The 24,442-nt window shown below is 42.3% G+C and carries 19 protein-coding genes; 8 read left to right on the forward strand and 11 right to left on the reverse strand.

What is annotated here, in order from left to right; all coding sequences use genetic code 11:
* Nucleotides 1-864: 864 nt before the first annotated feature.
* The 7 genes from kdsA to hemA form a co-directional block, all read right to left on the reverse strand.
* The gene (gene kdsA / locus BCU84_RS10510) at nt 865-1,713 is read right to left on the reverse strand and encodes a 3-deoxy-8-phosphooctulonate synthase (protein WP_102528051.1); all 849 of its coding nucleotides are present in this window, start codon (nt 1,711-1,713) and stop codon (nt 865-867) included.
* A gap of 60 nt (nt 1,714-1,773) precedes the next feature.
* Nucleotides 1,774-3,027 (reverse strand): DUF819 family protein, encoded by a 1,254-nt coding sequence (locus BCU84_RS10515; protein WP_102528052.1) that lies wholly within the window; start codon nt 3,025-3,027, stop codon nt 1,774-1,776.
* A 315-nt stretch (nt 3,028-3,342) separates the two neighbouring features.
* A complete protein-coding gene (locus BCU84_RS10520) occupies nt 3,343-4,131 on the reverse strand; it encodes a tetratricopeptide repeat protein (RefSeq protein WP_102528053.1) in 789 nt (262 codons plus the stop codon).
* Between the two features lie 9 nt (nt 4,132-4,140).
* Complete coding sequence (locus tag BCU84_RS10525; protein WP_102528054.1) at nt 4,141-4,536, reverse strand: SirB2 family protein; 396 nt, start codon at nt 4,534-4,536, stop codon at nt 4,141-4,143.
* A gap of 146 nt (nt 4,537-4,682) precedes the next feature.
* The gene (gene prmC, locus BCU84_RS10530; RefSeq protein ID WP_102528055.1) at nt 4,683-5,537 is read right to left on the reverse strand and encodes a peptide chain release factor N(5)-glutamine methyltransferase; all 855 of its coding nucleotides are present in this window, start codon (nt 5,535-5,537) and stop codon (nt 4,683-4,685) included.
* A gap of 86 nt (nt 5,538-5,623) precedes the next feature.
* A complete protein-coding gene (gene prfA, locus BCU84_RS10535) occupies nt 5,624-6,709 on the reverse strand; it encodes a peptide chain release factor 1 (RefSeq protein ID WP_102528056.1) in 1,086 nt (361 codons plus the stop codon).
* A 14-nt stretch (nt 6,710-6,723) separates the two neighbouring features.
* A complete protein-coding gene (gene hemA, locus BCU84_RS10540) occupies nt 6,724-7,974 on the reverse strand; it encodes a glutamyl-tRNA reductase (protein ID WP_102528057.1) in 1,251 nt (416 codons plus the stop codon).
* Nucleotides 7,975-8,291: 317 nt separating this feature from the next.
* Here hemA and lolB point away from each other — a divergent pair, with 317 nt between their 5' ends.
* The 4 genes from lolB (at nt 8,292) to BCU84_RS10560 (ending at nt 12,169) form a co-directional block, all read left to right on the forward strand.
* Complete coding sequence (lolB, locus tag BCU84_RS10545) at nt 8,292-8,921, forward strand: lipoprotein insertase outer membrane protein LolB (protein WP_241906410.1); 630 nt, start codon at nt 8,292-8,294, stop codon at nt 8,919-8,921.
* Nucleotides 8,922-9,022: 101 nt separating this feature from the next.
* Nucleotides 9,023-9,907, forward strand: a complete 885-nt coding sequence (gene ispE, locus BCU84_RS10550; protein ID WP_102528059.1) for a 4-(cytidine 5'-diphospho)-2-C-methyl-D-erythritol kinase — start codon at nt 9,023-9,025, stop codon at nt 9,905-9,907.
* Nucleotides 9,908-10,011: 104 nt separating this feature from the next.
* Nucleotides 10,012-10,959, forward strand: coding sequence for a ribose-phosphate pyrophosphokinase (locus BCU84_RS10555; protein ID WP_102528060.1), 948 nt, complete (start codon nt 10,012-10,014; stop codon nt 10,957-10,959).
* 205 nt (nt 10,960-11,164) lie between these two features.
* Nucleotides 11,165-12,169 (forward strand): FAD:protein FMN transferase, encoded by a 1,005-nt coding sequence (locus BCU84_RS10560; protein ID WP_102528061.1) that lies wholly within the window; start codon nt 11,165-11,167, stop codon nt 12,167-12,169.
* A gap of 104 nt (nt 12,170-12,273) precedes the next feature.
* On the opposite strand, the gene BCU84_RS10565 is transcribed toward BCU84_RS10560, so the two are convergent.
* From BCU84_RS10565 to BCU84_RS10580, 4 genes are all read right to left on the reverse strand, one after another.
* Nucleotides 12,274-12,930, reverse strand: a complete 657-nt coding sequence (locus tag BCU84_RS10565; RefSeq protein WP_102528062.1) for a hypothetical protein — start codon at nt 12,928-12,930, stop codon at nt 12,274-12,276.
* Between the two features lie 866 nt (nt 12,931-13,796).
* Complete coding sequence (locus BCU84_RS10570) at nt 13,797-15,374, reverse strand: general secretion pathway protein GspF (RefSeq protein ID WP_102438942.1); 1,578 nt, start codon at nt 15,372-15,374, stop codon at nt 13,797-13,799.
* 101 nt (nt 15,375-15,475) lie between these two features.
* Entirely contained in the window at nt 15,476-17,920 is a 2,445-nt protein-coding gene (locus BCU84_RS10575) for a LamG domain-containing protein (RefSeq protein ID WP_102528063.1), read from the reverse strand.
* A gap of 2 nt (nt 17,921-17,922) precedes the next feature.
* Complete coding sequence (locus BCU84_RS10580) at nt 17,923-19,209, reverse strand: hypothetical protein (RefSeq protein WP_229370611.1); 1,287 nt, start codon at nt 19,207-19,209, stop codon at nt 17,923-17,925.
* 254 nt (nt 19,210-19,463) lie between these two features.
* On the opposite strand from BCU84_RS10580, the gene BCU84_RS10585 reads away from it, so the two are divergent.
* The 4 genes from BCU84_RS10585 to BCU84_RS10600 all read left to right on the forward strand — a co-directional run bounded on the left by BCU84_RS10585 (nt 19,464) and on the right by BCU84_RS10600 (nt 24,436).
* Nucleotides 19,464-22,226: a PD40 domain-containing protein gene (locus tag BCU84_RS10585; protein ID WP_102528064.1), complete on the forward strand. Its 2,763-nt coding sequence runs from the start codon at nt 19,464-19,466 to the stop codon at nt 22,224-22,226.
* Between the two features lie 146 nt (nt 22,227-22,372).
* Nucleotides 22,373-23,134: an SH3 domain-containing protein gene (locus tag BCU84_RS10590; RefSeq protein WP_102477101.1), complete on the forward strand. Its 762-nt coding sequence runs from the start codon at nt 22,373-22,375 to the stop codon at nt 23,132-23,134.
* 65 nt (nt 23,135-23,199) lie between these two features.
* Nucleotides 23,200-23,856, forward strand: a complete 657-nt coding sequence (locus tag BCU84_RS10595) for an outer membrane beta-barrel domain-containing protein (protein WP_241906411.1) — start codon at nt 23,200-23,202, stop codon at nt 23,854-23,856.
* Between the two features lie 76 nt (nt 23,857-23,932).
* On the forward strand, nt 23,933-24,436 hold the full coding sequence (locus tag BCU84_RS10600) for a TlpA disulfide reductase family protein (protein ID WP_102528065.1): 504 nt from the start codon (nt 23,933-23,935) through the stop codon (nt 24,434-24,436).
* The last annotated feature ends 6 nt before the right edge of the window (nt 24,437-24,442 follow it).

Consider the following 24,442-nt stretch of genomic DNA (forward strand, 5'->3'; position numbering starts at 1 on the left):
TGTGGGCGAAGCGCCACGACGTTGGTTTAGACGTTGATTTAGATTCTATTCAAATCTAGAAATCATTAGCTGACTAAAGCTGCTAAATCGTTTTGGGACATAAACGAGTTACCCGTTTATGTGTTGCACTTCATCTATATTTGGCTCAATGACTTAAGACCATCACTTCAATCTAATCCATTGCCTGCCGCAGGCTTATGTGCAAATACAGCTGCGAGACGCTGCACTCTTTATATAAATCAAAAGGTCCATGTAAGCTCTGCCAAAACAAATAACATCCATGTTAAACGGCCAGTTCGGCATCCATGCCTCTCGCTCAGAACGTTTCACACTGTGAAACTTCGCCATGTTTTGGAAGTTCGCTGCTGCATCTACACTGGGATTATTATCTCTTCGATTTAACTGCATTCGTGATAATTTAAAGAGCTAAGCTAGTAGATCTTACATTTAAAAGACTCAATTTGAATTGAGGACGTTGAAGAAAATAGCGTGAGCCTGACAGGATGTCAGGCTAGCTTTCGCGGTGCAGGGATGCACCATCGGAAGCGTTAGCATTTTCGAATAAGATCGAAGCAGTCTACAAACGAAGTCAAAAGCTGGATCAATCCCCATCGAAAATTATGCGCTTTTCAGCATTTTTCGTCGGGGTGCAGAGGGATTGTTAAGGGGGACAAGCTGTTTCCCCCTTGACTCTGGTGTGGGTGAAGCACCACGACCTTGATCTTATTTCAAACTAAAACACTAATAAATCATCAATTACTCATAATAAAAGCCATTAACTTAAAGTAATAAAATTTAAATATGAATCCACAAAAAAGCCCTGAACTTAACCATAAGTTCAGGGCTTTTTAATCAATCTCTTATCTACTTACTGGTATCAATTGGTTCAAACGACTTAACCAAATCATCTACCGCTTTCATCTGCGTTAAGTAGTTTTCTAACTGATTAAGTGGCAATGCACATGGGCCGTCACATTTCGCGTTATCAGGATCTGGATGCGCTTCAATGAACAAACCCGCAAGACCTAATGCCATACCGCTACGTGCAAGCTCAGTTGCTTGAGCGCGGCGACCACCGGCACTGTCTGTACGTCCACCAGGACGTTGCAGCGCATGAGTCGCATCAAAAATGACTGGGTAACCAGACTGCTTCATTTCATCCATACCTAGCATATCAACAACTAAGTTGTTGTAACCAAAGCTTGAGCCACGTTCACATAGAATAATGTTGTCGTTACCTGCTTCATTAAACTTTTTAATGATATGGCGCATTTCATGTGGCGCTAAAAACTGCGGTTTTTTCACGTTAATGATTGAACCCGTTGCCGCCATAGCAACCACTAAATCGGTTTGGCGGGCCAAAAATGCTGGCAGCTGGATGATATCAACCACATCTGCCACTGGTTGGCACTGATGAATTTCATGTACGTCAGTAATAATAGGAACATTAAAGGTTGATTTGATTTCTTCAAAAATCTTCAAGCCTTCTTCCATACCTGGACCACGGTACGAATTTACAGACGAGCGATTGGCTTTATCAAAAGAGGCTTTAAATACATAAGGAATGCCAAGCTTTTGTGTCACTTCAACATAATGCTCTGCAATCGACATGGCCAAATCACGAGACTCAAGCACGTTCATGCCGCCAAATAAAACAAACGGTTTGTCATTTGCAATTTCAAGTTCGTTCAAACCAATGATTTTTTGTTCCATAGTCAGTTCTCTTTTATCAATACTCGTCACGTTAAGTGTTTAACGCGACATAAAATGGGGCTAAACAGCAATAATCTGTAGTAACTGTCCACATAGCCATGCCATATAAGTTCCTACAGCATAGCCCAATACCGCTAATAACACGCCAACAGGTGCTAATGCAGGGTGGAATGCTGCAGCAACCACTGGCGCAGACGCTGCGCCGCCAACGTTAGCTTGGCTGCCAACCGCCATATAAAACAGCGGCGCTTTTATCAGTTTAGCGACAATCAGCATAAAGCTTGCGTGGACAACCATCCAAATCATACCAATGGCAAAATACCAAAGGTTTTGCTCGTCAGCGAGCTTTGAGACATCCATGTGCAAACCAATGGTCGCCACAAGGATGTATAAAAATGCCGAAGCGACTTTTGATGCGCCGGCCGCTTCTAACTGTTTAACAGGGCTAAATGATAACGCAAGACCAATTGAAGTCACTAGTACCACTAACCAGAAGAACTTAGAGGTTAAGCTGTAATCTCGTGTCCACGGGTAGTTAGTTTCAAAAAATGGCCCTAAAAAGTCAGCTGCAAAATGCGCTAACCCTGTGACACCAAAGCCAATAGCGACAATTAACATTAAATCACGCAGTGACGGAATACGTGCATGTTCAGCGTGATACTTTTCAACTTTTTCCTTGAGCGCTTCAAGTGCTGTCGTATCCGCCCCTGTTTTAGCATCAATCTGTTTTGCCCGTGATGCCATGAGTAATAACACTGCCATCCAGATATTAGCCACAATCACATCAACCGTGACCATCACAGAGAAGATATTGCCGCCTGCTTCATAAATCTCTTTCATTGATGCTTGGTTAGCGCCGCCGCCAATCCAACTGCCAGCAAGGGTTGTCATGCCGCGCCATACCGCATCAGGGCCATTACCACCCAATACATCTGGGTTAATCGCTGAAATAATCAGTAAGGCAATGGGGCCGCCAATCACAATGCCCACGGTGCCAGTTAAAAACATCACAATCGCTTTGGGGCCAAGACTTAAAATCGCTTTTAAATCGACACTTAAAATCAATAGCACTAAACAAGCGGGTAATAAGTAGCGTGAGGCAACGTAATACAGTTTTGAAGTATCGCCGTCGACAATCCCAAAAGTATTTAATAACGATGGTAAGAAGTAACACAACAATAAGGCTGGAATGAACTTATAAAACTTTTGCCAAAATGGATGTGAAGAAGAACTGGTGTAGAAAACGAAGCCTAGAATAACGGCTAATAAGCCCAATGCCGTAGCATCATTAGTGACCATCGGAGTGGCAGTCATGAACAATCTCCCTTGCAAATGCATTTCATAGTGAATTATTTTTATTGTTGTGCTTTTTAGCACTTATTTTTGTTTATTATTTTTTAGCTTATCAACTCATAACGGTTAATTTTAACAGCTATTTTTTATGATTTAACGTTACTAACTTATCGTTACCAACTCAGTTTTACTGCTTAGGTTTTACTGCTTAAGTTTTACTACTTAGGTCTTTCTACTTAGGTTTTATTGATGAATCGTTATTGATTTTCTGGGTGGATATTATAAAAAATTCAGGCTCAATAAATGAGCCTGAATTCACACTTTACCAAACAAAATCTAATGGTAAGTTTGCGGTTGGTCGCTGAGTTCTTTTAATTGCATTTTAACGATTTCAGTCACGGGATCGTGTGGACTGCTATCAATAAAGTGCTGTAAATCAGAAATCGCCACTTTAATACACCCCAATTGCTGAGCAATAAAAGCACGTTCACGATTTAAATTAACGTCATCAGGATGCCATTGCAGAAGTAAGTTACAGCACTCCATTGCCTGCTCAAATTGATGAGTGACAATACAGCCTGCTTTTAGCTCATGCAGCATGCGGGTGATTAATCGCTTAAGCGACGCCGTTTTAAGGTACTTTGGCTTTAGCATTGCCGAATTACCAAGTTCACCGCGTACTAACAGATGCAGTTGGTGACGGCTTAGCTCAAGACCCGTTAACGGATCGATATACACTATATTGTCATTAATTCTTGAACGGACCACTGTTTGACCGGGAAGCAGCACTGCATCTAAGGTGATATCAAGCTGCTTAGCCAATAAGATCATGACCGTTGCCAGTGTTGTACTATTGCCTTGACGGCTCATAATACAACTGCCTAAATCGGCAGCTTCAACACTGAAATAATCTTCACGCGCACAAAAGCCTAAGTCGGTATAAAACCAACGCAGTAAACCTTCAAAACGTTGTTGCGGATCTTCAACATGTAAGCTCATTACTGAACCGGCAATTTCATACCAAGCCCATAATGCTTTTTTCTCTTGAGAAAAACCTAAATGCTGCGTAATTTCGAATACAGTGTCGGGGATCTTCACTGCATCATTCATTTGATGTTTAGCCATGAAACTCTATTAACCCATTAATACAACTTGTTTAAAATGAGCCAGCCTGGCAGCTAATACGAGCCATCCAATAGCGCCTAAAAAGGCAAAGATTTTAAAGAATTTATTGCGGTCACCTTTTAATGCCATTACACCTAGACCGATGTAAGCAAGTACTGCAAGAAACTTCTCTGTCATCCACGCATCCACAAAAGGATACTGCTTGATCATGAAGCACAATGTCAGTCCTGACAATAATAAGAAGGTATCAATTACATGCGGTGCAACCTTGATGAACTTCTTGTCCATCACTGGAGATTGGCGCATATGCAGGACAAAGCGAGTAATAAAGAATACCACACTTAATAAAATGAAGGTTAAGTGGGTGTGCTTAACAGCAGGGTATAGACTGTAAAAGGTTTCCATTATTGTTTTTCTCTTTGAGCTACAGATAAAATGGACGCTAGTTTACTTCATCAAGCAACCGGATAGCAACGTTAGGCAAAACCGCCTTTTTACAGCCTAGTCAGCCATCGACTTTATTGAAGATGACCTTAGGTTCAAAAGCTTAATTAACCTTGCCATTGCCCTAATGTGCAGCGGTCATTACTACCAAAATCTCGCACTGTCGCCACATTGTCATAGCCAAGATCAATTAACTTTTTTCTGACCACTAACGCTTGCTCAAAACCATGCTCTAGTAATAAATAACCGCCTTCAGATAGATAGGCTGTTGCATGCTCGGCAATATGGAATAAATCGGCATAGCCTTGTTCAGCTGCAGTTAACGCACTTGATGGCTCAAAACGTACGTCACCTAAATCAAGGTGAACATCGGTTTCGTCAATATAAGGCGGATTAGAAACAATCAAATTAAAATCTTGATGGGCAACTGCGCTAAACCAATCTGATTGCAAGATGTTTACCTGGGGCAAATTGAGGTTTTCACGATTGGCTTTAGCCAGTTCAACCGCATCGTCGACCTTATCGATTGCAGTCATATGCCATTGTGGTCGCTCTGACGCCAGCGAAAGTGCAATTGCCCCTGTTCCTGTGCCTAAATCCAATACTTTAGCATCTTTCTCCAAAGGCAAATTTAGAGCAGTTTCCACTAAAATTTCCGTATCAGGACGCGGAATAAGCGTAGTAGCGTTAACAATAAATGGCAGCGACCAAAACTCACGTTCACCAATAATATGAGCAACAGGAGTTCCCTGGTTACGCTTTTCAATCATGGCTTTATAAGCATGAAACTGATCGGCTGTAAGCACTTTATCAGGCCAAGTATAAAGGTAACTACGGGGTTTATTAAGACAATGCAGAAGCAAGGCTTCTGCATCGATGTTAGCCGACTCGGATGAGTCGACTAATTGGCTATACGCCCACTGCAAAGATTCCGCAATGGTAGAAAAAGAAGATTGTGGCAACGTCGTTCCTTAGTCATTTTAATAACTATTGAAGCTAGCTATTGAAACTAGCTATTAAAACTTGCTATTAAAATAAGTCTTTGAAATTAATCGTCAGCTAATGCTGCAAGCAAATCGGCTTGTTCTTCTTGCATCAATGGCTCAATGATAACGTTTAAGTCGCCTTCCATGATTTCATTTAAGCGATATAAGGTTAAGTTGATACGATGCTCACTCATACGACCCTGTGGGAAGTTATAAGTACGAATACGCTCAGAGCGATCGCCACTGGCAACCAAGTTACGACGAGTTGATTCTTCTTCACTACGACGCTTTTCATCTTCAACCGCTTGCAAACGTGCCGAAAGCACACTCATTGCTTGTGCACGGTTTTTATGTTGCGAACGTTGATCCTGACATTCCACCACAATACCTGATGGTACGTGAGTAATACGGATTGCTGAATCGGTTTTGTTGACGTGCTGACCACCCGCACCTGATGCGCGGAAAGTATCGACTTTTAAGTCAGCTGGGTTAATCGAAATTTGTTCCGCTTCTGGTACTTCTGGCAATACAACCACAGTAACAGCAGAAGTATGTACACGGCCTTGTGATTCTGTTTCTGGTACACGTTGAACACGATGTCCGCCAGATTCAAACTTAAGCTTACCGTAAACACCTTCACCAGAAACTTGAACGATCAATTCTTTAAAGCCACCATGTTCGCCTTCGTTAGCGTTCATGATTTCAAGCTGCCACTTGTTTGATTCACAGTAACGTGAATACATACGGAATAAGTCACCAGCAAAAATTGCCGCTTCATCACCACCCGCACCTGCGCGGATTTCAATAAAGGCGTTACGATCGTCATTAGGATCTTTAGGTAGGAGCAAAATTTGCAATTCGTCTTCAAGACGGGCAATTTCAGACTTTGCTTCTTTGATTTCTTCTTGCGCCATTTCGCGCATTTCAGCGTCATCTTCAGCTAACATTTCGTTTGCAGACTCAAGGTTACCTTGAGCCTCTTGAAATGAAGTGAAGCTTTTAACGATGTCTTCTAATTGAGAAAATTCTTTTGATAAGGCACGAAAGCGGTCTTGATCCGCAATTACACTCGCATCACTTAGTAATGCTAACACTTCTTCATTACGTTCAAGCAAGCCTTCCAGCTTGCGAATAACCGACTCTTTCATTTAACTCTGTTACCTTAATTTTTATCTAAACCAAGCGTGACGCGTAATTGGCCTAAGGTATTCAAGTCCCCTTGACGACTAGCAGATGTTAACGCTTGTGTCGGTGCATGGATTAAGCGATTTGTGAGGCGATTAGCTAACTCTAAAATCACTTGCTCATTGTCACCACCTTGAGTCAATTTGTTCAAGGCGCGTTCTACTAATTCGTCTTTAATTGCCAAACTTTGGCTACGGTATTCTCGAATACTATCTACAGACTCTAACGATCTCACCCACTCCATAAATACATGGGCTTGTTCATCGGCAATTATCTCTGCCTGCTCGGCGGCTTCTTTACGCGAAGCCATGTTCTGTTCAATGATGCTGTGCAAATCGTCCACAGTATAAAGGAAAGCATCGTCTAATTCGCCAACTTCTGCTTCAATATCTCGTGGAACGGCAATATCAACTAATAACATCGGTTGATGACGACGTTGTTTCAGCGCCTTTTCAACCATACCTTTACCTAATATCGGTAATGGACTGGCGGTAGAGGATATCACGATATCGGCTTTAGGTAGATAGTCTGGTATTTCTTGTAAGGTAATTGCTGTGGCATTGAACTCTTCACACATGGCCTGTGCACGCTCAACCGTGCGGTTAGCAACCACAATACTGGCGACGTCATTGTCTTTTAAATGCTTGGCAACCAGTTCAATGGTTTCACCCGCACCAATTAGCAACACATTGGTGGTACTCAGTGAGGAGAAAATATGTTTCGCCATGCTAACAGCTGCAAATGCGACTGAAACAGCAGCAGCGCCGATTTCAGTTTCGGTGCGCACTTTTTTGGCGACAGAGAAAGTATTTTGAAATAGGCGATCAATCGTTACTGCCGTTGTACCCGCTTCTTTGGCTTTAACGAAGGCTTGCTTCACTTGCCCTAAAATTTGCGGTTCACCTAGCACTAATGAATCAAGACCCGAAGATACGCGCATCAAATGCTTAACGCACTCTTGATTTTCATAGCTATAGATACATGGCAACAACTCTTCGTGAGTTAAGTCATGATAATCCTCAAGCCACTCAATAATGTCTGCTTTAGAGCCATTATTACAATAGAGTTCGGTGCGATTACAGGTCGACACGATAACGGCTTCGCCAGAACTAGTGCGGCTCGCCAGACTCTTCATGGCGTCATGAATTTTATCTGGTGAAAAAGCGACTTTCTCGCGAAGGTCGACTGTGGCGGTTTTATGATTTATTCCGATTGCTACTAGGCTCATTTGACTCGTTTTAAGTTCTTCGCGGGATCATTAATTAGGCTATTCTACTTAATTGATAAAACTAAAAACACAATTGGCTTAACAAAACCGAATAATTGTCTATATTTTTTCTAATTATTCTATCTTGTTAACAAAAATATAGGAAAGTTGACCAATTCTATTAAACATTATGATGCCTATAAACGCCTAACAAGCAAAGCTTTCTTACTATATTTACTTCTATAGGTTAATAAAAACCCAAATATCTAAATGGATTTTTACAATCGTGCTTTAGGTCAGTAGAATAAAGCATCACTATATATAGGTAGCGAATTCTTTTGCGATATTTAACATTTTCCCTGCAACGCATGATGTTAGTTTGTTGTCTTTTTCTTACCGCTTGTTCGGTTAAGCCTCCCCATAAACTCACCAATATTGATGTTAACCAAGCCAGTGAAACTAAAGCTTGGGAGTTACAAGGTAAGCTTGCTTTTCGTTCTGACGCCGACAAATTCAGTACTAATCTATTCTGGTTTCATGACCATAGCTTTAATCAGCCTCATGATGAGTTAACACTCACTACTGTGATTGGCACAACGGTACTGTCGCTAAGCTCAAAACAAGGCCTCGCCAGTATCGATGTACAAGGCAAAACCTATACGGACAGAGATCCACAGCAGCTAATCTCACGTGTTAGCGGCATGCAAATCCCATTGAATAAATTGCCACTTTGGATTACAGGTCAAGTCACCAGTGACGACCAAATTGAAGCATATCACCCTGATGGCAGCATTAAAGCCTTTACCAGTAAAGACATCAGTGGAGATTGGCAAGTCAAGTTTATGAGTTATCAGCAACAAAGCGGCGCTAATGTGCCAAGATTGTTACAGATTAATCGAGCTGATGTACAAATCAAGATTCAAATTAATCAATGGCAAGCTTTAGCCCCAATGCTTGAAAACCGTTAATTTACCGTCACTACGATAAATTAGTAAAGTTAATTCTGTTCAGTTAAATCCGTTAAGCTAATAAAGTTAACCTAATAAGCCCTTTAATAAAGAAGCGTTATATGACCACCGCGACATTGAATACTCATGAAAATTCAGCCTCTATTTCAGCAAACTGGCCAGCACCAGCAAAGTTAAACTTGTTTTTGCACATTACAGCCCAGCGCAGTGATGGATATCATGAGCTACAGACGTTATTTCAGTTTATTGACCAATGTGATTACCTGGACTTTTTGCCCATAGAAAATAAAACATTAACCTTACATTCAGAATTATCTAAAGTTGTCGCAGAAAAAGATAACTTAATTCTAAAGGCCGCAAAATCATTACAAGAATATTGCAATTATCAAGGCGGCGCAGAAATTTGGTTACGTAAAAATTTACCTATGGGGGGGGGATTAGGTGGCGGTTCTTCTGACGCAGCAACCACATTAATCGCCTTAAATCGGCTGTGGAAATTGAATTTACCGCAACAAACCTTGGCTGAAATCGGTCTCAAACTTGGTGCGGATGTCCCTGTTTTTATTAATGGTTTTTCTGCTTTTGCCGAAGGTGTCGGTGAACGACTCATCAACGTTGAACCACAAGAGCTATACTATTTAGTTATCGTGCCAGATGTACATGTATCGACTCAGGCAATTTTCCAAGATCCATTGCTTCCTCGCAACACGCCTAAATTAGCAATAGATACATTAATGCATAAGAATTGGACAAATGATTGTCAGAAGTTGGTCGCAGAAAAGCACCCTCAAGTTGCCAATGCATTAAGCTGGCTGGTAGAATATGCGCCGTCAAGAATGACCGGAACTGGCGCATGCGTCTTCGGTGAGTTCGAACAGCAGCAAACCGCATTAGATGCACTGGCAAAACTGCCAACAACTATGCATGGTTTTGTTGCTAAAGGCTTGAATCAGTCACCTTTATTGACTCGATTAAGCCAAAGCTAAAATATTTCTAAAGGTGTAATACGGTAAAACCAACTGTTCAGTTCACAGTATTTTATCTACATTTTTAGCCACTAACATTAAAGCCAACACCTGAGGTTCATAAAGTGCCCGATATCAAGCTCTTTGCTGGTAACGCTACCCCTAAACTAGCCAAAAAAATAGCCGACCGTTTATTTTGCAAACTTGGCGATGCAGTAGTAGGCCGTTTCAGCGACGGTGAAATCAGTGTTCAAATCAATGAAAACGTACGTGGTGCTGATGTATTCATCATCCAGTCTACTTGTGCGCCGACTAACGACAACCTGATGGAACTTATCGTCATGGTTGACGCTTTACGTCGTGCATCTGCAGGCCGTATCACTGCCGTTATTCCTTACTTCGGTTATGCTCGTCAAGACCGTCGTGTACGTAGTGCTCGTGTACCAATTACTGCGAAAGTTGTTGCTGACTTCCTTTCAAGTGTTGGTGTTGACCGCGTACTAACTTGTGATTTACACGCTGAGCAAATTCAAGGTTTCTTTGATGTGCCAGTTGATAACGTGTTCGGTAGCCCAGTACTGCTAGAAGACATGTTAGGTAAAGAACTTGATAACCCAGTTGTGGTTTCTCCAGACATTGGTGGTGTAGTACGTGCTCGCGCTGTAGCTAAACTACTTGATGATTCTGACTTAGCAATTATCGATAAGCGTCGCCCACAAGCGAACGTTGCTCAGGTAATGCATATCATTGGTGACGTACAAGGTCGCGACTGTATCATCGTAGATGACATGATCGATACTGGCGGCACACTTTGTAAAGCTGCTGAAGCATTAAAAGAACATGGCGCAAACCGTGTTTTTGCTTACGCAACTCACCCAGTGTTCTCAGGCAATGCAGCGGCTAACATCGCAGAATCAGTGATTGATGAAGTCATCGTTACTGACACTGTGCCATTAAGCCCTGAAATGTTAAAAGTAGAGAAAGTGACTCAACTGACAATGTCAGCAGTACTTGCCGAAGCGATTCGTCGTGTAAGCAACGAAGAGTCTATCTCAGCGATGTTCCGTCACTAATCATTTATTTGAATTAGTCGCTGGCTTAAGGTCTCTGGCTTAGGTTTTTGAGTTAGGTCTTCGACTTAGCGCCGACATCGAAAAAGCGCACTCAATCGAGTGCGTTTTTTATTGGCTGTTATTTGGCATAAATCAATCTAGATTAATAACCCATAACTCAGTACCCTATTGGCTATAAAAATAATTCAACAATAAGTCATTACCCATGCTTAAGCCTTTTTCATTAATCTCACTGTGTTTTGTTGGCCTAATCTTATCCACTCAAGTCACTGCGCAGTGGCATCAAAAGAGCTTTGAAGTCATGGGGACCCAAGCTCATGTTGAATTTTGGCTTTCAGAAGCAGATAAGAATACAGGTTTAACTCAACAACAAACTGCAGATAACCTCATCATCGCCGTCGAACAAGAAATGCATCGCATCGACCGATTAATGAGTCCTTATAAAGCAGACAGCGAATTAAGCAAAATCAACCAACTGGCAGGAAAAGAAGCTGTTGTGATTAATCAAGAACTGTTTGATTTGCTGCTTGATTCACACAAGATTGCTGAGCTGACAAACGGCACATTTGATATCACTTACGCCTCAATTGGTTATCAATACGATTACCGCCAAGGACAAAAGCCAGCGAAACCCGAGATAAACCAAGCCCTCGAAGCTATAGATTACCGCGCAGTAACCTTAGACAAATCACAATCTAGTGTTCGTTTTAAAAACCAAGATGTACGGATTGATTTAGGCGGAATAGCTAAAGGACATGCCGTTAAGCAATGCTTAGCCATTTTACAAGCTGCAGGTATTAAGCATGCCTTAGTCAGCGCAGGTGGTGATACAGGACTGCTCGGTGACAGACGCGGCCGCCCATGGTTTGTCGGTATTAAGCACCCTAGAGCCGCTGAAAAAACAGCAGTGCAATTACCACTGGCTAACGAGTCAATTTCAACATCAGGTGATTACGAGCGCTACTTCATCGAAGATGGAGTGCGCTACCACCACATCATTAATCCTAAAACCGGCGACTCGGCCAGAAAAGTGGTCAGCGTATCCATCATTGGTAAAGACTCAACTTACGTTGATGCCCTATCAACAGCCGTATTTGTCAAAGGCTTACAAGAAGGCATGGCGCTAATTAACCAATTGCCAGAATACGAAGCGATTATTATTGATAATCAACAGACGTTACATGTATCAGAGGGACTACAACAGGATTAGATAAGTGATGGGTTAATGGCATTTGCTTAGTTTTTCTGCCCCTACTTATTTGTAGGGACAAATCTTACTTGATTTGAATTTGAATGCTGCAGCGGTCAAATCAGTTAGCCTCGGCTACTGTGCGGCAGGAGGCTCATGTGTGTCAGCAGTACTTTTGCCTTCACTGACGGTATCAATGCACCTAGAAAGATAATTGCCAGTATATCTATAGATATGAATTGTGATTGCATTGAGGCTGTATATTGATAAAGAGCGAAGCCTGGACTGAATGATGCATCAACACCAAGGGAAACCTGAGGTGCTAAATGGATTGAAACATATGCTCCGCCAAGGCCTGAGTATTTAGCAGAAATGGTTCCAATTGCAATATTGGGAATTTGTAGAGCTTGATTGAGAATTGAAAGCCAATAGTACTTATACTTTTCTCTGATTGCAGTTATACCAGCCACAATATTTAGAACGACTAAGACTACCGTAACCATAGTACTTAATAGGGATGCAGTACCATCAAATACTGACAAAAAATAGGTTATTGTAATTGCAAGTGCAGCTATCACTTGAAGGTAGCCAATGATTAGCACTCTATTTTCAGCAATATTAAGCTCTTTCTGTTTTGCTTTAACTTGATGAGCTGCAACTTCTTCCTTTCTGCTAGATAACTCATTCAGCAAAGACTCAAAATTTTCACTATTAGGGTCAATGCTCCTTTTTACGTCTAATAGCTCATCAATTGAATATTGAGAATAGTCGATTAACTTCATACACTTCCTTGTATTACTAACATTTGTATTGTACACATTTATTGAACTAAACATTTATAGCTTACTAAAGCAAAGCTATTGATTAATAAGCACTCTATCAAAGTTATATTAAATAAACGAGTATCCATATTTGATTGCTTAATTTCCAAACTTCGTTTGGGTTAAGTTCAACATCGTGGCGCTTCGCCCACACCAGAGCAAAAGGGAGTGGACGGCAACTTCCTCTTGCATCACCCTCGCCGCTCCGGCGAAATTTAAAAAGCAAAATTTCCAACGGAGAATCATCCAGCTTTAGCCTATATTTTGAGCCTGCTTCGGTAAGCTGCAAAAATCACTAACGCTTACGATGGGGCGTCCCTTCCCCTCGAAAGCTAGCCAGACATCCATGTCTGGACTCACGCGATTTTCTTACTTACCTCAATTCAAATTGAATATTCAAAGGAGATCAAAAGCATTAAAAAACAAATAAAATTAACTTCAAAAAAATTTGGAACTACAACCGAAGTTGCAGGCTTGATGTTCCCCATTGAAATTGCTGAAATGTGTTGAAGAAAATGGCGTAAGCCTGACAGGACGTCAGGCTAGCTTTCGTTTGGCCATGGATGGCCTATCGGAAGCGTTAGCTATTTTCGAATAAGCATGAAGCTTACTCGCTTTGAAAGAGTAATTTCGTTGGGGCGGCAAGGGATGTCGAGAAGGGAAATGCTGTTGTTTCCCTTTCGTCGGGTGTGGGCGAAGCGCCACGACTTTGATTCTGATTTTAGTTAAATTTAAAAACAAAGTTAAAAACAAATATAAAAACAAAAAAGCTCAGAGAAAACCTCTGAGCCTTTCAATTTAACCAGCAAAATAAACTTATATTTTAATCAAACTATCGGCTGAAACGCTGTTAGCGAATCTAACATCGCACTGTTACCCAAACCTTGTCTTGGTGCCACCATATTGAACTGGCCTTGTTCACCATGTAACGCCATGTAGTTAAGCAACACCGTATCCACCAGCAAGTTCACGTTATTTGCCGATGGCGCCGATGCGGTATCTACTGAGGCATCTGAGCGCATAAAGCCGATTTGTTGGTTTTGCGCCATTTGATCGGCACTTGCGCCCATTAATTGTGGCTTACCCGCTGGGTTATACACCAAGAAGAAAGATGCACCTGTAGATGAGTTATCTCCCGTCCATTCGCCCTTGCCTCGCCCTTCCATTGAGTCATCAATGCGGCCATTACTGGCAACCGAGCCATCACTGAATACATACATCATCAAAGGTTGATTGCGACGAGCGGCATATTCCAAACATGCGCCCATACAACGCCCTGCGCGTAAATCTCGTAACTCACCAGTACCACGCTCACCAGTGTGATAGTCAAACCCCCCCATAGTGACAGTGCCAGCACCAGAGAATCCATTAACCACCAGTTTCATAATAGAAGCGGTTTTTTGGAACTCTGATTCTGAATCAAATTCATTAATGGTAAAAATACCGCTTGGGCCCACAATGTCAGGATCTAACACAGGATTAAGCGTCGATGGATCACCAAAGCGATCGGCTAAATCAGCACTTTTCACATAGCCACAATTGACTAAGTCTTTAATCACATCATCACGAGTCACTTGAGTGTTCACCGAGGCCATTTTCTGGGCGCTAATGCGCTGGATGCTTTCCATTACCGTTACGGCATCGCGCTGAGATAATAAGTTAAACAAATCCCCCACATCCACAAGCCCAGTCACATCAGACGGTCGATCGATTTTAGTTGGGCGCATACTCAAATCGACAAAATTAGCCGCTGCCATTGAGTTGCCACCAGAGTCAGTGCTGCGCGAGCCAATGAGTGGCATCAGCGAGCCATTAGCACCAGCCGCCGCAATAGCATACATAGGATTATGTGGGTTATTACCCGTATCGTTATCAGAACGACAAGGGATCACCGCACCATTAATCCGTGATGCGGTATCGGCTGAAACCTTTTCCAATATGCCACGTAAAAATGCAGAGTCGGAATGAAAAGCCAAACCTAAATCTGTATTGATAAAATCAGACATACCAACATCAGGGTTTGCAATCGATGGCGCCATATCACCGGGCAAACCCAGCTTGTTATAGCCAGCTGTCGACAAGAAATCTTGCTGACCACCTGCGCCACCAACCAGCACATTTGAGCCAGCAATATTGGCGCCGCCCGCTAAATCGAAACTGATAAACGGAATTTTACCCGCCCCTTGTACGCTAATACCGCATGAGTCTCGCAATGCTTCTAGGTCAGAAGACAATGCAGCATTGGCTTGGTTTGGGTTAGCAAACATGCTCATTAATGATAAACCCGCGACCGCTTGGCCACCTTTTGCCAGGCCCGTTGAGATAAACTCACGGCGAGTCATGGGTTTACGATGATCGGAAAACAATAAAGGACTATCAGGGTGAAGATGAGTACGTTTAGTCATGTTGAAGTCCTTTTAAACTCTTTTTTGCCGCCGCTTGATTGTCGATATTCAATATTGGAAACGTCGTAATCTGTGTGGGTATTTTTATCATCATTACGCTCCTATTGAATCAACATCACAGCACTTGCCAACACTGCTGCACATGATGCTTTAGCAATAGTTTGGGTTCGTTCTGCATTACAGTTTGTGCCACACACAGACAAATTACTGACGAGTGAATCCAGCTCGTTATAAACCAAGTTAGCATCTGGCTGACTCGATAAATTCAGCGGCATAAGTTGACCAATTAACGGGTTGAGCAAGTTAGGTCTTTCTGCGCTGCTTAATGCCACGTTTGGCTCTTGCGTGAAGTCAATATCAGGGAACCAAGCGCTGCGTAAGCTATCGTCATCAATGGCGACATCACAATAGGCAATTGCCAGTTGCGTCACACCCATTTGCTGTGCAGAAATAAAGGTATCGATATTTTCGACACTCGGCAGTTGGCTTTTTACCAGCGCATAGGTATCAAACACTTTGGTTGTTTGCTGAGGTACACCAGTTAACTCACTCATTGAGTGGTTAATTTCAGCAAAGTTTCTTAAGCCTATTTGCGCGGTTTCGGTACTTGCGGGCAACTCATCAGGTGTGATTACCACCCCAGGCACAACCACATTTTCATGTTCACCGATTTGCTCAAAAGTGAGGAAAAACTCATCCTGACTGGCACCTTTTTCGAGACCAATAATAGTGCCTAATGCCGACAGCGACATAGGTTCAGCTAACGCCTGACCGCTTTCAATGGCTAAATCTACGTTAGAATAAGCTTGTCCTTGGGCACTTTCTTTACCATTAATCCCGATACGAACTGAACGCATATCAAATGCTTCAGCCACTGGCGTCCCATCGATATTCACCAATGAAGCGCCAGTAAATAAATAGCTGTAATTATCAAATTGGCTGACTTCAAACATCACATAGGTATTGGGTAAATCAATTAAATGACTTACCGAGAACAGCAAGAAAAATTTCTCACCTACACCAACATCATAGTTTTGGCTGATTTGTTCTTGCTCTAGTACGCGGTTATAAATCGCCAACAAACGAATATCACCCTGCCAGACATGTTGGTTTGAAGCCTCTCGTCCTAAAATCAACGCAAAGCTGTCATCCCAAGATGCCAACGGCGCAATATCTTCATCAGCCACTTCAATTAAGTTGCCATTGACGTAAATTTTTCGTCCTTCTGTAGCGTTATAAGTTAATACCACATGCTGCAGTGTCGCTTGCAACACTTCATCGGCATCTGGCGTACTTAAGGCTGGTTCGCCATTGGTGCTTGAAGCTTCAGTGCGCAGCATAAAGTCATAGTTATATTGGCTCTGGCCTAATGTGAAGTTACGTGCATCATCACCCGCTGAATAAGTGACGATTCTTGCAGGCCCTTCTTGGGTGACATTATTTGGTGTGACCCAAGCTTCAACTGAAAACTCACCAGTTGAGGTGATTAAATCATGGAGTTTCTTACTGTTGGCGGTACTGGCCTGCGCTTTACCATTGGTAAAAGATAAGCCCCAACTGCCGAGCCATTCAACATCACCCGTCAGCGATAAATTCGCTTCTGGCGCGATACCAGAGGTATCGTATGCAGTAGAACCCTCGCCAGTTTTAAACTGGTATAAGGCAATGACATCCGTTTCAAATCGACCACCACTTGAAGCGGTAATACCATCCGTTAAGCGTAGTGATTTAGACACCACCATTTCTGGTGAAATTTCATCGACAGCAATTGCATCACTCATCGCAGTAACAGCCGCAAGCATTTCATTGCTATTTTCTTGGCAATTTGTCCAACAGTTATGAAACTCACTGCCTAAACGAACCACTAATCTAGACTGAGATGGCTCATCGATGTTGATGACATTTTTAGCCGACTCGTAAGCTTGAGCTATATCGTTACTTGCAAAGAAAGGTGACTGAGCAAAAGTCGCTCCTTCGTTATGACAATCAACACAGTACTGACTAACAATGGGGTAAACATGTTGGCTAAATAGCGCACTGTCATCTGGGAAACTTTTGCTTGAACCTGGCTCTCGAATGACTGGCGCAGTTAACTCAATCGTATTGGCGCTACTGACCCGTTCATCTGACCACAATTTGATCCACGAGGTCATGGTTTCACCACAGGCACTATCACTGTCTAACCAACAATTATGGCCACCAGCCACTTTTTCAACTAACCGAGATGAAGCTGGATCAGTTAAATCAACCAGCGGATTAGTCGCAGCATACGCGTCGTTAACGTCTTCTCGACTGGCAAAATATGGCGCTTGATTACCTTCAGTATGACAGGCTCCACAGCGATTTTGAGTTGAGATATTGTCCCACAATGAGACTTTATATTTTTGAATGTCTTCAGTGGCAGGTGCAGGACCGGTATACACGCCAGAGTCTGGTTCTTGCTGCTGAGGCGGATTACTTTCTACGTCACCGCCGCCACATGCCGTGAGGGTTAAACATAAACTCAGCACCGAGAGGCTAGATAAGGTTTTTTGAGATAATTTCACCGTTACTCTCCCATGCAGTAGTTGCCAACTTCAGCGAATACACGCTTAAGTTGATATGAGTTTTGTTGAAAAGACTCAGTGGTCGCCGCAATTTGGTTAATATCCTCATTGGACTCTGCATCTCGTAAGCACACGGTTTTAAATACTTTCTTTACTTGGCACTGAGCGAAAGCTTGGCTATTAGCAAACTCCTCACCTAATGACTTAGCACCAAAGCCTTTACCTTCAAGGGTTTCATCCCAGCCAAGCTTTTGGTTAACCCCCTCACGCCAATAGTTATGCCATTCATCATCTTCAGTGACATAACCGTAAGGGAAACTGGTCGAGTTAATATGGTATTTACCTTGCACTCTGGTGCCTGTATCGGGGTCAACTTGGCCACTTTGGTTGTAAGCAATAGCCCCATTATCACCAACCGGATCGGCTTCAAGGTTAAAATCATATTGATAAAATGCAAACGCTTGAGCTAATGGATCCATGCCACTGTGGCAACCTAAACAGTTATTGATAAATAAGCGACTATCGCCACCAGGGCTGCGGCTAACATCTTGGCGAATTCTATCAGGTGAACGGGTATTATCTTTTAGGGGCTCTAAATCAGTGCACAAATGATTCATTAAGGTAAAACGCACCATGGCTCTGTTTGTACCTAAATAAAAGAATGCTTTGGCAGCCGCTCTACTGGTTAGAACGCCTGCTGTAGCATCACTTGGCAAACCATTTAAGCTAGACTGACTGGTTCGCTCCAAGCCATCTTTTAAATCAATAAACTGATCTTCTAATGATTGGTAATGTTGGTTATTACTGGTGCTATAGGCTGGTAAATTAAGGCTGTTCTTCCCCACATACACCATATCGGCTTGCAGTACCTGCCTGAAATCAACGTCATCTCGTACCGCACCAATTACAGTTGCACTGTAATCATTTAGTGGTGCAAAACTGTCTTGATCGATATTAGTCCAGGGGGTGGCGAACAATTTTAAGGTCGTGGAATAAAAAGCTGGGGTTTCCATTGCTAAATAAGCCGCTTCTATCGGTTTACTATCGCCGAGTAATTGCGCTATATCATTGAGAGTTTGTTCAGATGCGGGAACACCGGCGATACGATCATGTAATTGCTTAGCTTGCTCTAACGTCCCAGCATGAGACAAAGGAGCAAAAACAATTATTGAACCTAGTGTTAATTTATGCAAAAAGGCTCGGGTTTTATTCAGTGTTAATTGCGTTCTTAGCACATTGAATTTATTTGAAAATCGTTGACTTTTCACCGTACAAAGTTGCCTCTTCATACTGTCTCCTTGTCGTTATTTCAGCCAACAAACGCCTTAAGCGGCAGAGTTATAAAAACGCAGACAATGATAAGTATTTCGGGAATCATAAAGCTTGTTGTTTTTATTTTTGTTAACTTTATTTTTTACTTGGCAAAATAATTTTTATTAAAAAGTATTGAAACACTGAGACTAGGCGGCAATAATGTCAAGAGTTATTACATTTTAACTATGTAACGATAACAATAATAACAATTATATATTAAGGGTAATAAATGAAGCCATTTTTCGGCTTAAAGGGATTAGGCCGTAAAACTTTTGACAATAAAGTTTTAGGCTATAAAGCTTCTAGTTATCAAGCATTAATGGCGTTTCTTCTTGTTAGCGGTTGTAACACGGATACTGCGCTTAAGGATGAACAGCCTGATCCTGTTTTAGTTGAATACCCTGTGGTTTACATTCAGCGCGATCTCATTACCCAGCCCAGTGATGACAACCCAGAATCCGCTAGTTTTCAAAGTAGAAACCCAAGCCAATTTAATCCTGGGGCACAATTATTTGTAAAACGAAATGCGTTTACTGACTCACCCGTTACCAATATCACCGCCGAACTTTTTGCCGATTTAATCACCGAAGATCCTGATACTATCCAACGCATAGATATTCGTGATTTATCAGTCTCTGATGATGGTCAACAATTTTTAGTCTCTATTCGCGCGCCAGAAATTGCTGATGCCGACGAAGATGAGCAACCAAGTTGGAATATATGGCGTTACCAATTATCTGACCAATCACTGACCCGATTAATAGACAGTGATACGACTGCCGAACAAGGTGATGACTTGATGGCATCCTTTCTCCCTGATGGACGGATTATATTTGCCTCAACCCGCCAGCGCTTATCACGAGCCATTTTACTCGATGAAGGTAAACCGCAATACACCGCTCTCGATGAAAGCCGCGATAACGAAACGTTCAACATCCATTTAATGAACGATGATGGTAGCGGTATTGAGCAACTGACCTTCAATCTTAGTCATGATTTCTACCCACTGGTATTGCAAGATGGACAAATCCTCTATAGCCGTTGGGATGACATGGGTAGCGACCATGGTATTAACCTCTACAAAATGAATCCAGATGGCACTGAGAATGAATTAATGTTCGGCTGGCATTCTCATCAGATGACTCTCGATGAGCAAGATGAACAAATTGAGTTTGTTAAACCGCAGCAATTACCAAATGGCAATATACTAATGCTGCTGTCATCACAGGATGAAATGAGTTATCAAAAAAGGCCTGTGACAATCAATATCGATGAGTATATTGATAACCAGCAAGCCACTGCGGTATCGGGCGAAACCGACAACACAACTAACAATGCGATAAGCGATTTACCGCTCAGTTTTGATTTTAAATTTAACTTCGCAGACGCGCTATCTCCTTCTGGGCGCTTAACTCATTTATATCCATTACCTGATAACAGCCAACGTTATTTATTGAGTTGGGATCTTTGTCGGGTTGTTGTTGAAGAACAAATCCGTGCATGTGGTCAATTAACTGATGAACAGTTACTGGATCAAACCTTAACACTTGCCGATCCCTTATATGAGCTTTGGCTACTTAACGATGCCGACGGTACTCAGCAGTTAGTCGCCAATAGCGAAGAAGGTAAAGTGATTACTGAAGCGTTAGTGATGCAGCCTTCATCGCAACCTAAAGCCTTTATCGCCGATCAAGTGGTTGGTAATGAACTTGATCCACAGTTGCACCAAGAACTCGCTGCGGCAATTCACATTCGCAGCGTATATGATTTTGATGGTCAAGACAGCAGCAGTAATCAAGGCGGTATTAGTCGATTAAGCGATCCTTCATTAACCCCAGCCAGTGAATTACCAGCGCGCTTTTTAAAAGTCGTCCGCGGCGTACCTATGCCACCTGATGAAGTTCGAGATATTGCCAATACCGATTTTGGCCGCAGCCGAAATCAATTAATGCGCGAAGTTATTGGCTACACCCCAATTCAGCCAGACGGCTCAGTGAAAATTAAAGTCCCTGCAAATGTGCCATTGGCCATCAGTGTCTTAGATAGCAACGGCCAACGCATTGGTGGTCGCCACAGCCAATGGATAAGTTTACAAGCCGGTGAAACCCTGCAATGTATGGGTTGTCACACGGCTAACAGCCAATTACCTCATGGCCGTTATGATGCCCAAGCAGACAGCATTAACACAGGGGCGATTGGTGGCTCTGCATACCCTAATGCCAGCAGCAATATTATTCCAATACAAGGTCAAACCATGGCGCAGGCCGATGCCATGGTCAATGGCATTGCAGAGCTATCGGCGAGCCTACGTTACGATGATATTTGGACTAATCCAGCTATCTCAGCGCCAAACCCGAGTATGAATCTGAGTTATGAAAACTTAACAACCCCTGCACCAAATGGCAGTGAATGTTTTAATAATTGGACCTCATATTGCCGCATTCAAATCAACTATGAAGAACATATTCAGCCCCTTTGGGATTTACCTCGTTTAGCCATAGACGAAGACACCTTAGAGGTCCTTGCGGATAACACTTGCACCGTGTGCCATAGCAATGTCGATGATAATAACCTTGCCCAGGTGCCAGCTGGTCAGCTTGAATTAATTGCAGCTCCATCAATAGATCAAATCGCTCACCTAACGAGTTATCGTGAGTTATTTTTTAATGATGTCGAACAAGAAGAAGTGGATGGGATCGTTATCGACAAACTAGTCGAAGTGCTAGATGCCGATGGTAACGTGGTTTATCAACTGGATGCCGATGGTGAATTGATACTCGATGCCGAAGGTAATCCAATTCCTGTATTAACCACAGTGAATGTACCAGCAATTATCTCGACTAATGGTGCCAGAGCCAGTAGCAGGTTTTTTAATACCATGAATGATGAAACCCATCAAAATATGCTGACAGCCGACGAACTTAAATTATTAAGCGAATGGATAGATATTGGGGCTCAGTATTACAACACCCCTTTTTACGCTCAAGATTAGTCGAAAAGACTTTTGATAACAGCCGCCATAATAAGAGCAACCTTGGTAAGAGACGGCTTGATAAGAAAAACCTTGATAACAACAAAGTTAAAAGCCAAATAAAAACAACAATAAACAAGGACTGATGATGTTACAAAAAGGAAACTATGTTTAATTTCGCCTGCCCTTTCAAATTCATGTTGGCAGGTACATTACTCTGTTTAACGTTATTGAACTCCAACCTTGCTCACGCTGAATCCTCGGCGGCGCAGTTAACCATTGATGTTCCCTTTGTTGAGCTTCATTCAGGCCCAAGTGCAGGCTATCCCGTCGTACATGTTGTTGAGCAACATGAACAGGTCAGTGTACTACTCAAACGAACATCTTGGCTCAAAGTCCGTGATAAGCGTGGCATTGAAGGTTGGTTTCATGAAGATGACTTACGCGGACTCAGCCAACATGGTGAAGCGGTTAACCAGCATGTCATTGGCACTGAAGCCTTTATGCAAAGAGACTGGGAATCGGGCGTAATGTATGGCGACCTTGAAGGCGCTAACTTTTATAACGTGCACTTAGGCTATGTTTTCACCCCTGTTTTTAGTGCTGAAATATCTGCAGGTAAAGCCTTAGGTAGCATTTCTGATAGTGACTTATTTGAAGCCATGCTTTACAGCCATCCTTTTCCTGAATTTACCTTGGTCCCTTACATTGGCATAGGTGGCGGCATTATCAACACTAAGCCTCACAGTGTTATCGCGGATTCTGAATCACGTCAAAGCACCTTAATGAGTGCAGCGGCTGGGGTTAAATACCATCTCGCACGTAACTTTATCTTACGCGCCGAATATAAACTCTCGTTGGCCTTAACCGACAGAGATGAAAATGAACAACTTCAATCTTGGAAAGTCGGCTTTAGCGTCTTTTTCTAATGGGCATGGGAATAATGAAGGCAATGATGAAAACAGCGATAACAACAAAAATAAGCATTAATACCATGGTAAAAAACGCAATTAAATCTTGTTTAACCCTAAGTATCGTCACTTTAGGCATGGGCTATAGCGCCATTGCACTTTCAGCTGAAGCTAGCCAATCAAATACCGTCGGAGTTAAAGCCGATGTTGAGCGCCGCGAAGTACTCGATGATGTATTGGATACCGAAAATTTCGAGGTCGGTATTCAAGGTGGCTTGATGTCAATTGAGGACTTTGAAAATAGCCCTTGGATTAGTGCACATCTGGGGTATCACATCAGTGAACACTTTTATGTCAAAGGCAGATATGCAGTCGCTGAAGGCGGATATACCAGTTTTGAAAAGCTTGCTAACACCGCACCTTTACTGACAGATGAAGAGCGCGAAATGACCTACTACGGTCTCAATATTGGTTATAACCTTCTACCTGGTGAAATATTTTTCAGTGAAGATTTAGTCTTTAACAGTGTGTTCTCCTTTGAAGTCGGTGGTGGTAACACTGAGTTTGCCGGTGATGAACAATTTACGGTGAACTTAACCGCTAACTACCGCGTTTTTCTTAATGACTGGGTTGCATGGGATCTGGCGATGAGTGACTACATCTTTGACACTCAAATAACAGGCTCATCAAAAACGACGCACAATTTAACCTTTTCTACTGGTATTGCTGTTTATTTTTAATCTATAGCCGTTGGTCACAACCTAGCTCGAAAAAGAGTTAAACAAAAATTAAATAATAAGAAATAAAGGATTATCAATGATGTTATTTAAGCGTGGGTTCATTGCCCTGTTTACCCTATTTACTTTAAGTGTATCGATTCAAGCCAATGCGTTATCAGAAGGCGATATGGCACCAGATTTCACCTTAAAAAACATGCAAGGTGAGAACCTTAAACTCTCTGAGCAGCGCGGCAATATCATCCTGATTAACTTCTGGGCATCTTGGTGTGGACCTTGTAGAAAAGAGATGCCAGTACTGCAAAAGCTTGAAGACAAATATCGAGATTTAGGCGTTGCCGTTTGGGGCGTCAATGTTGAGCAAGAAAACCAAGCAGGTAAAGACTTTCTAGCCGATCTTAATTTAAGTTTTGACATCTTTTTTGACGAAACAAACAGCCTATCTGAGACCTACGATGTAAAAGCCATGCCAACGACTGTGATTGTAGATCGCGACGGCAAAGTGCGATATGTGTTCTTAGGTTATCAAGACGGTTACGAGAAAAAATACGCCGCTGCGATTAAAAAGCTGATCAGAGAGTAACCCTAT

Origin of the sequence: Shewanella sp. 10N.286.51.B7 (assembly GCF_002873615.1) — a bacterium.
GTDB classification, from domain to species: Bacteria; Pseudomonadota; Gammaproteobacteria; order Enterobacterales; family Shewanellaceae; genus Shewanella; species Shewanella electrodiphila.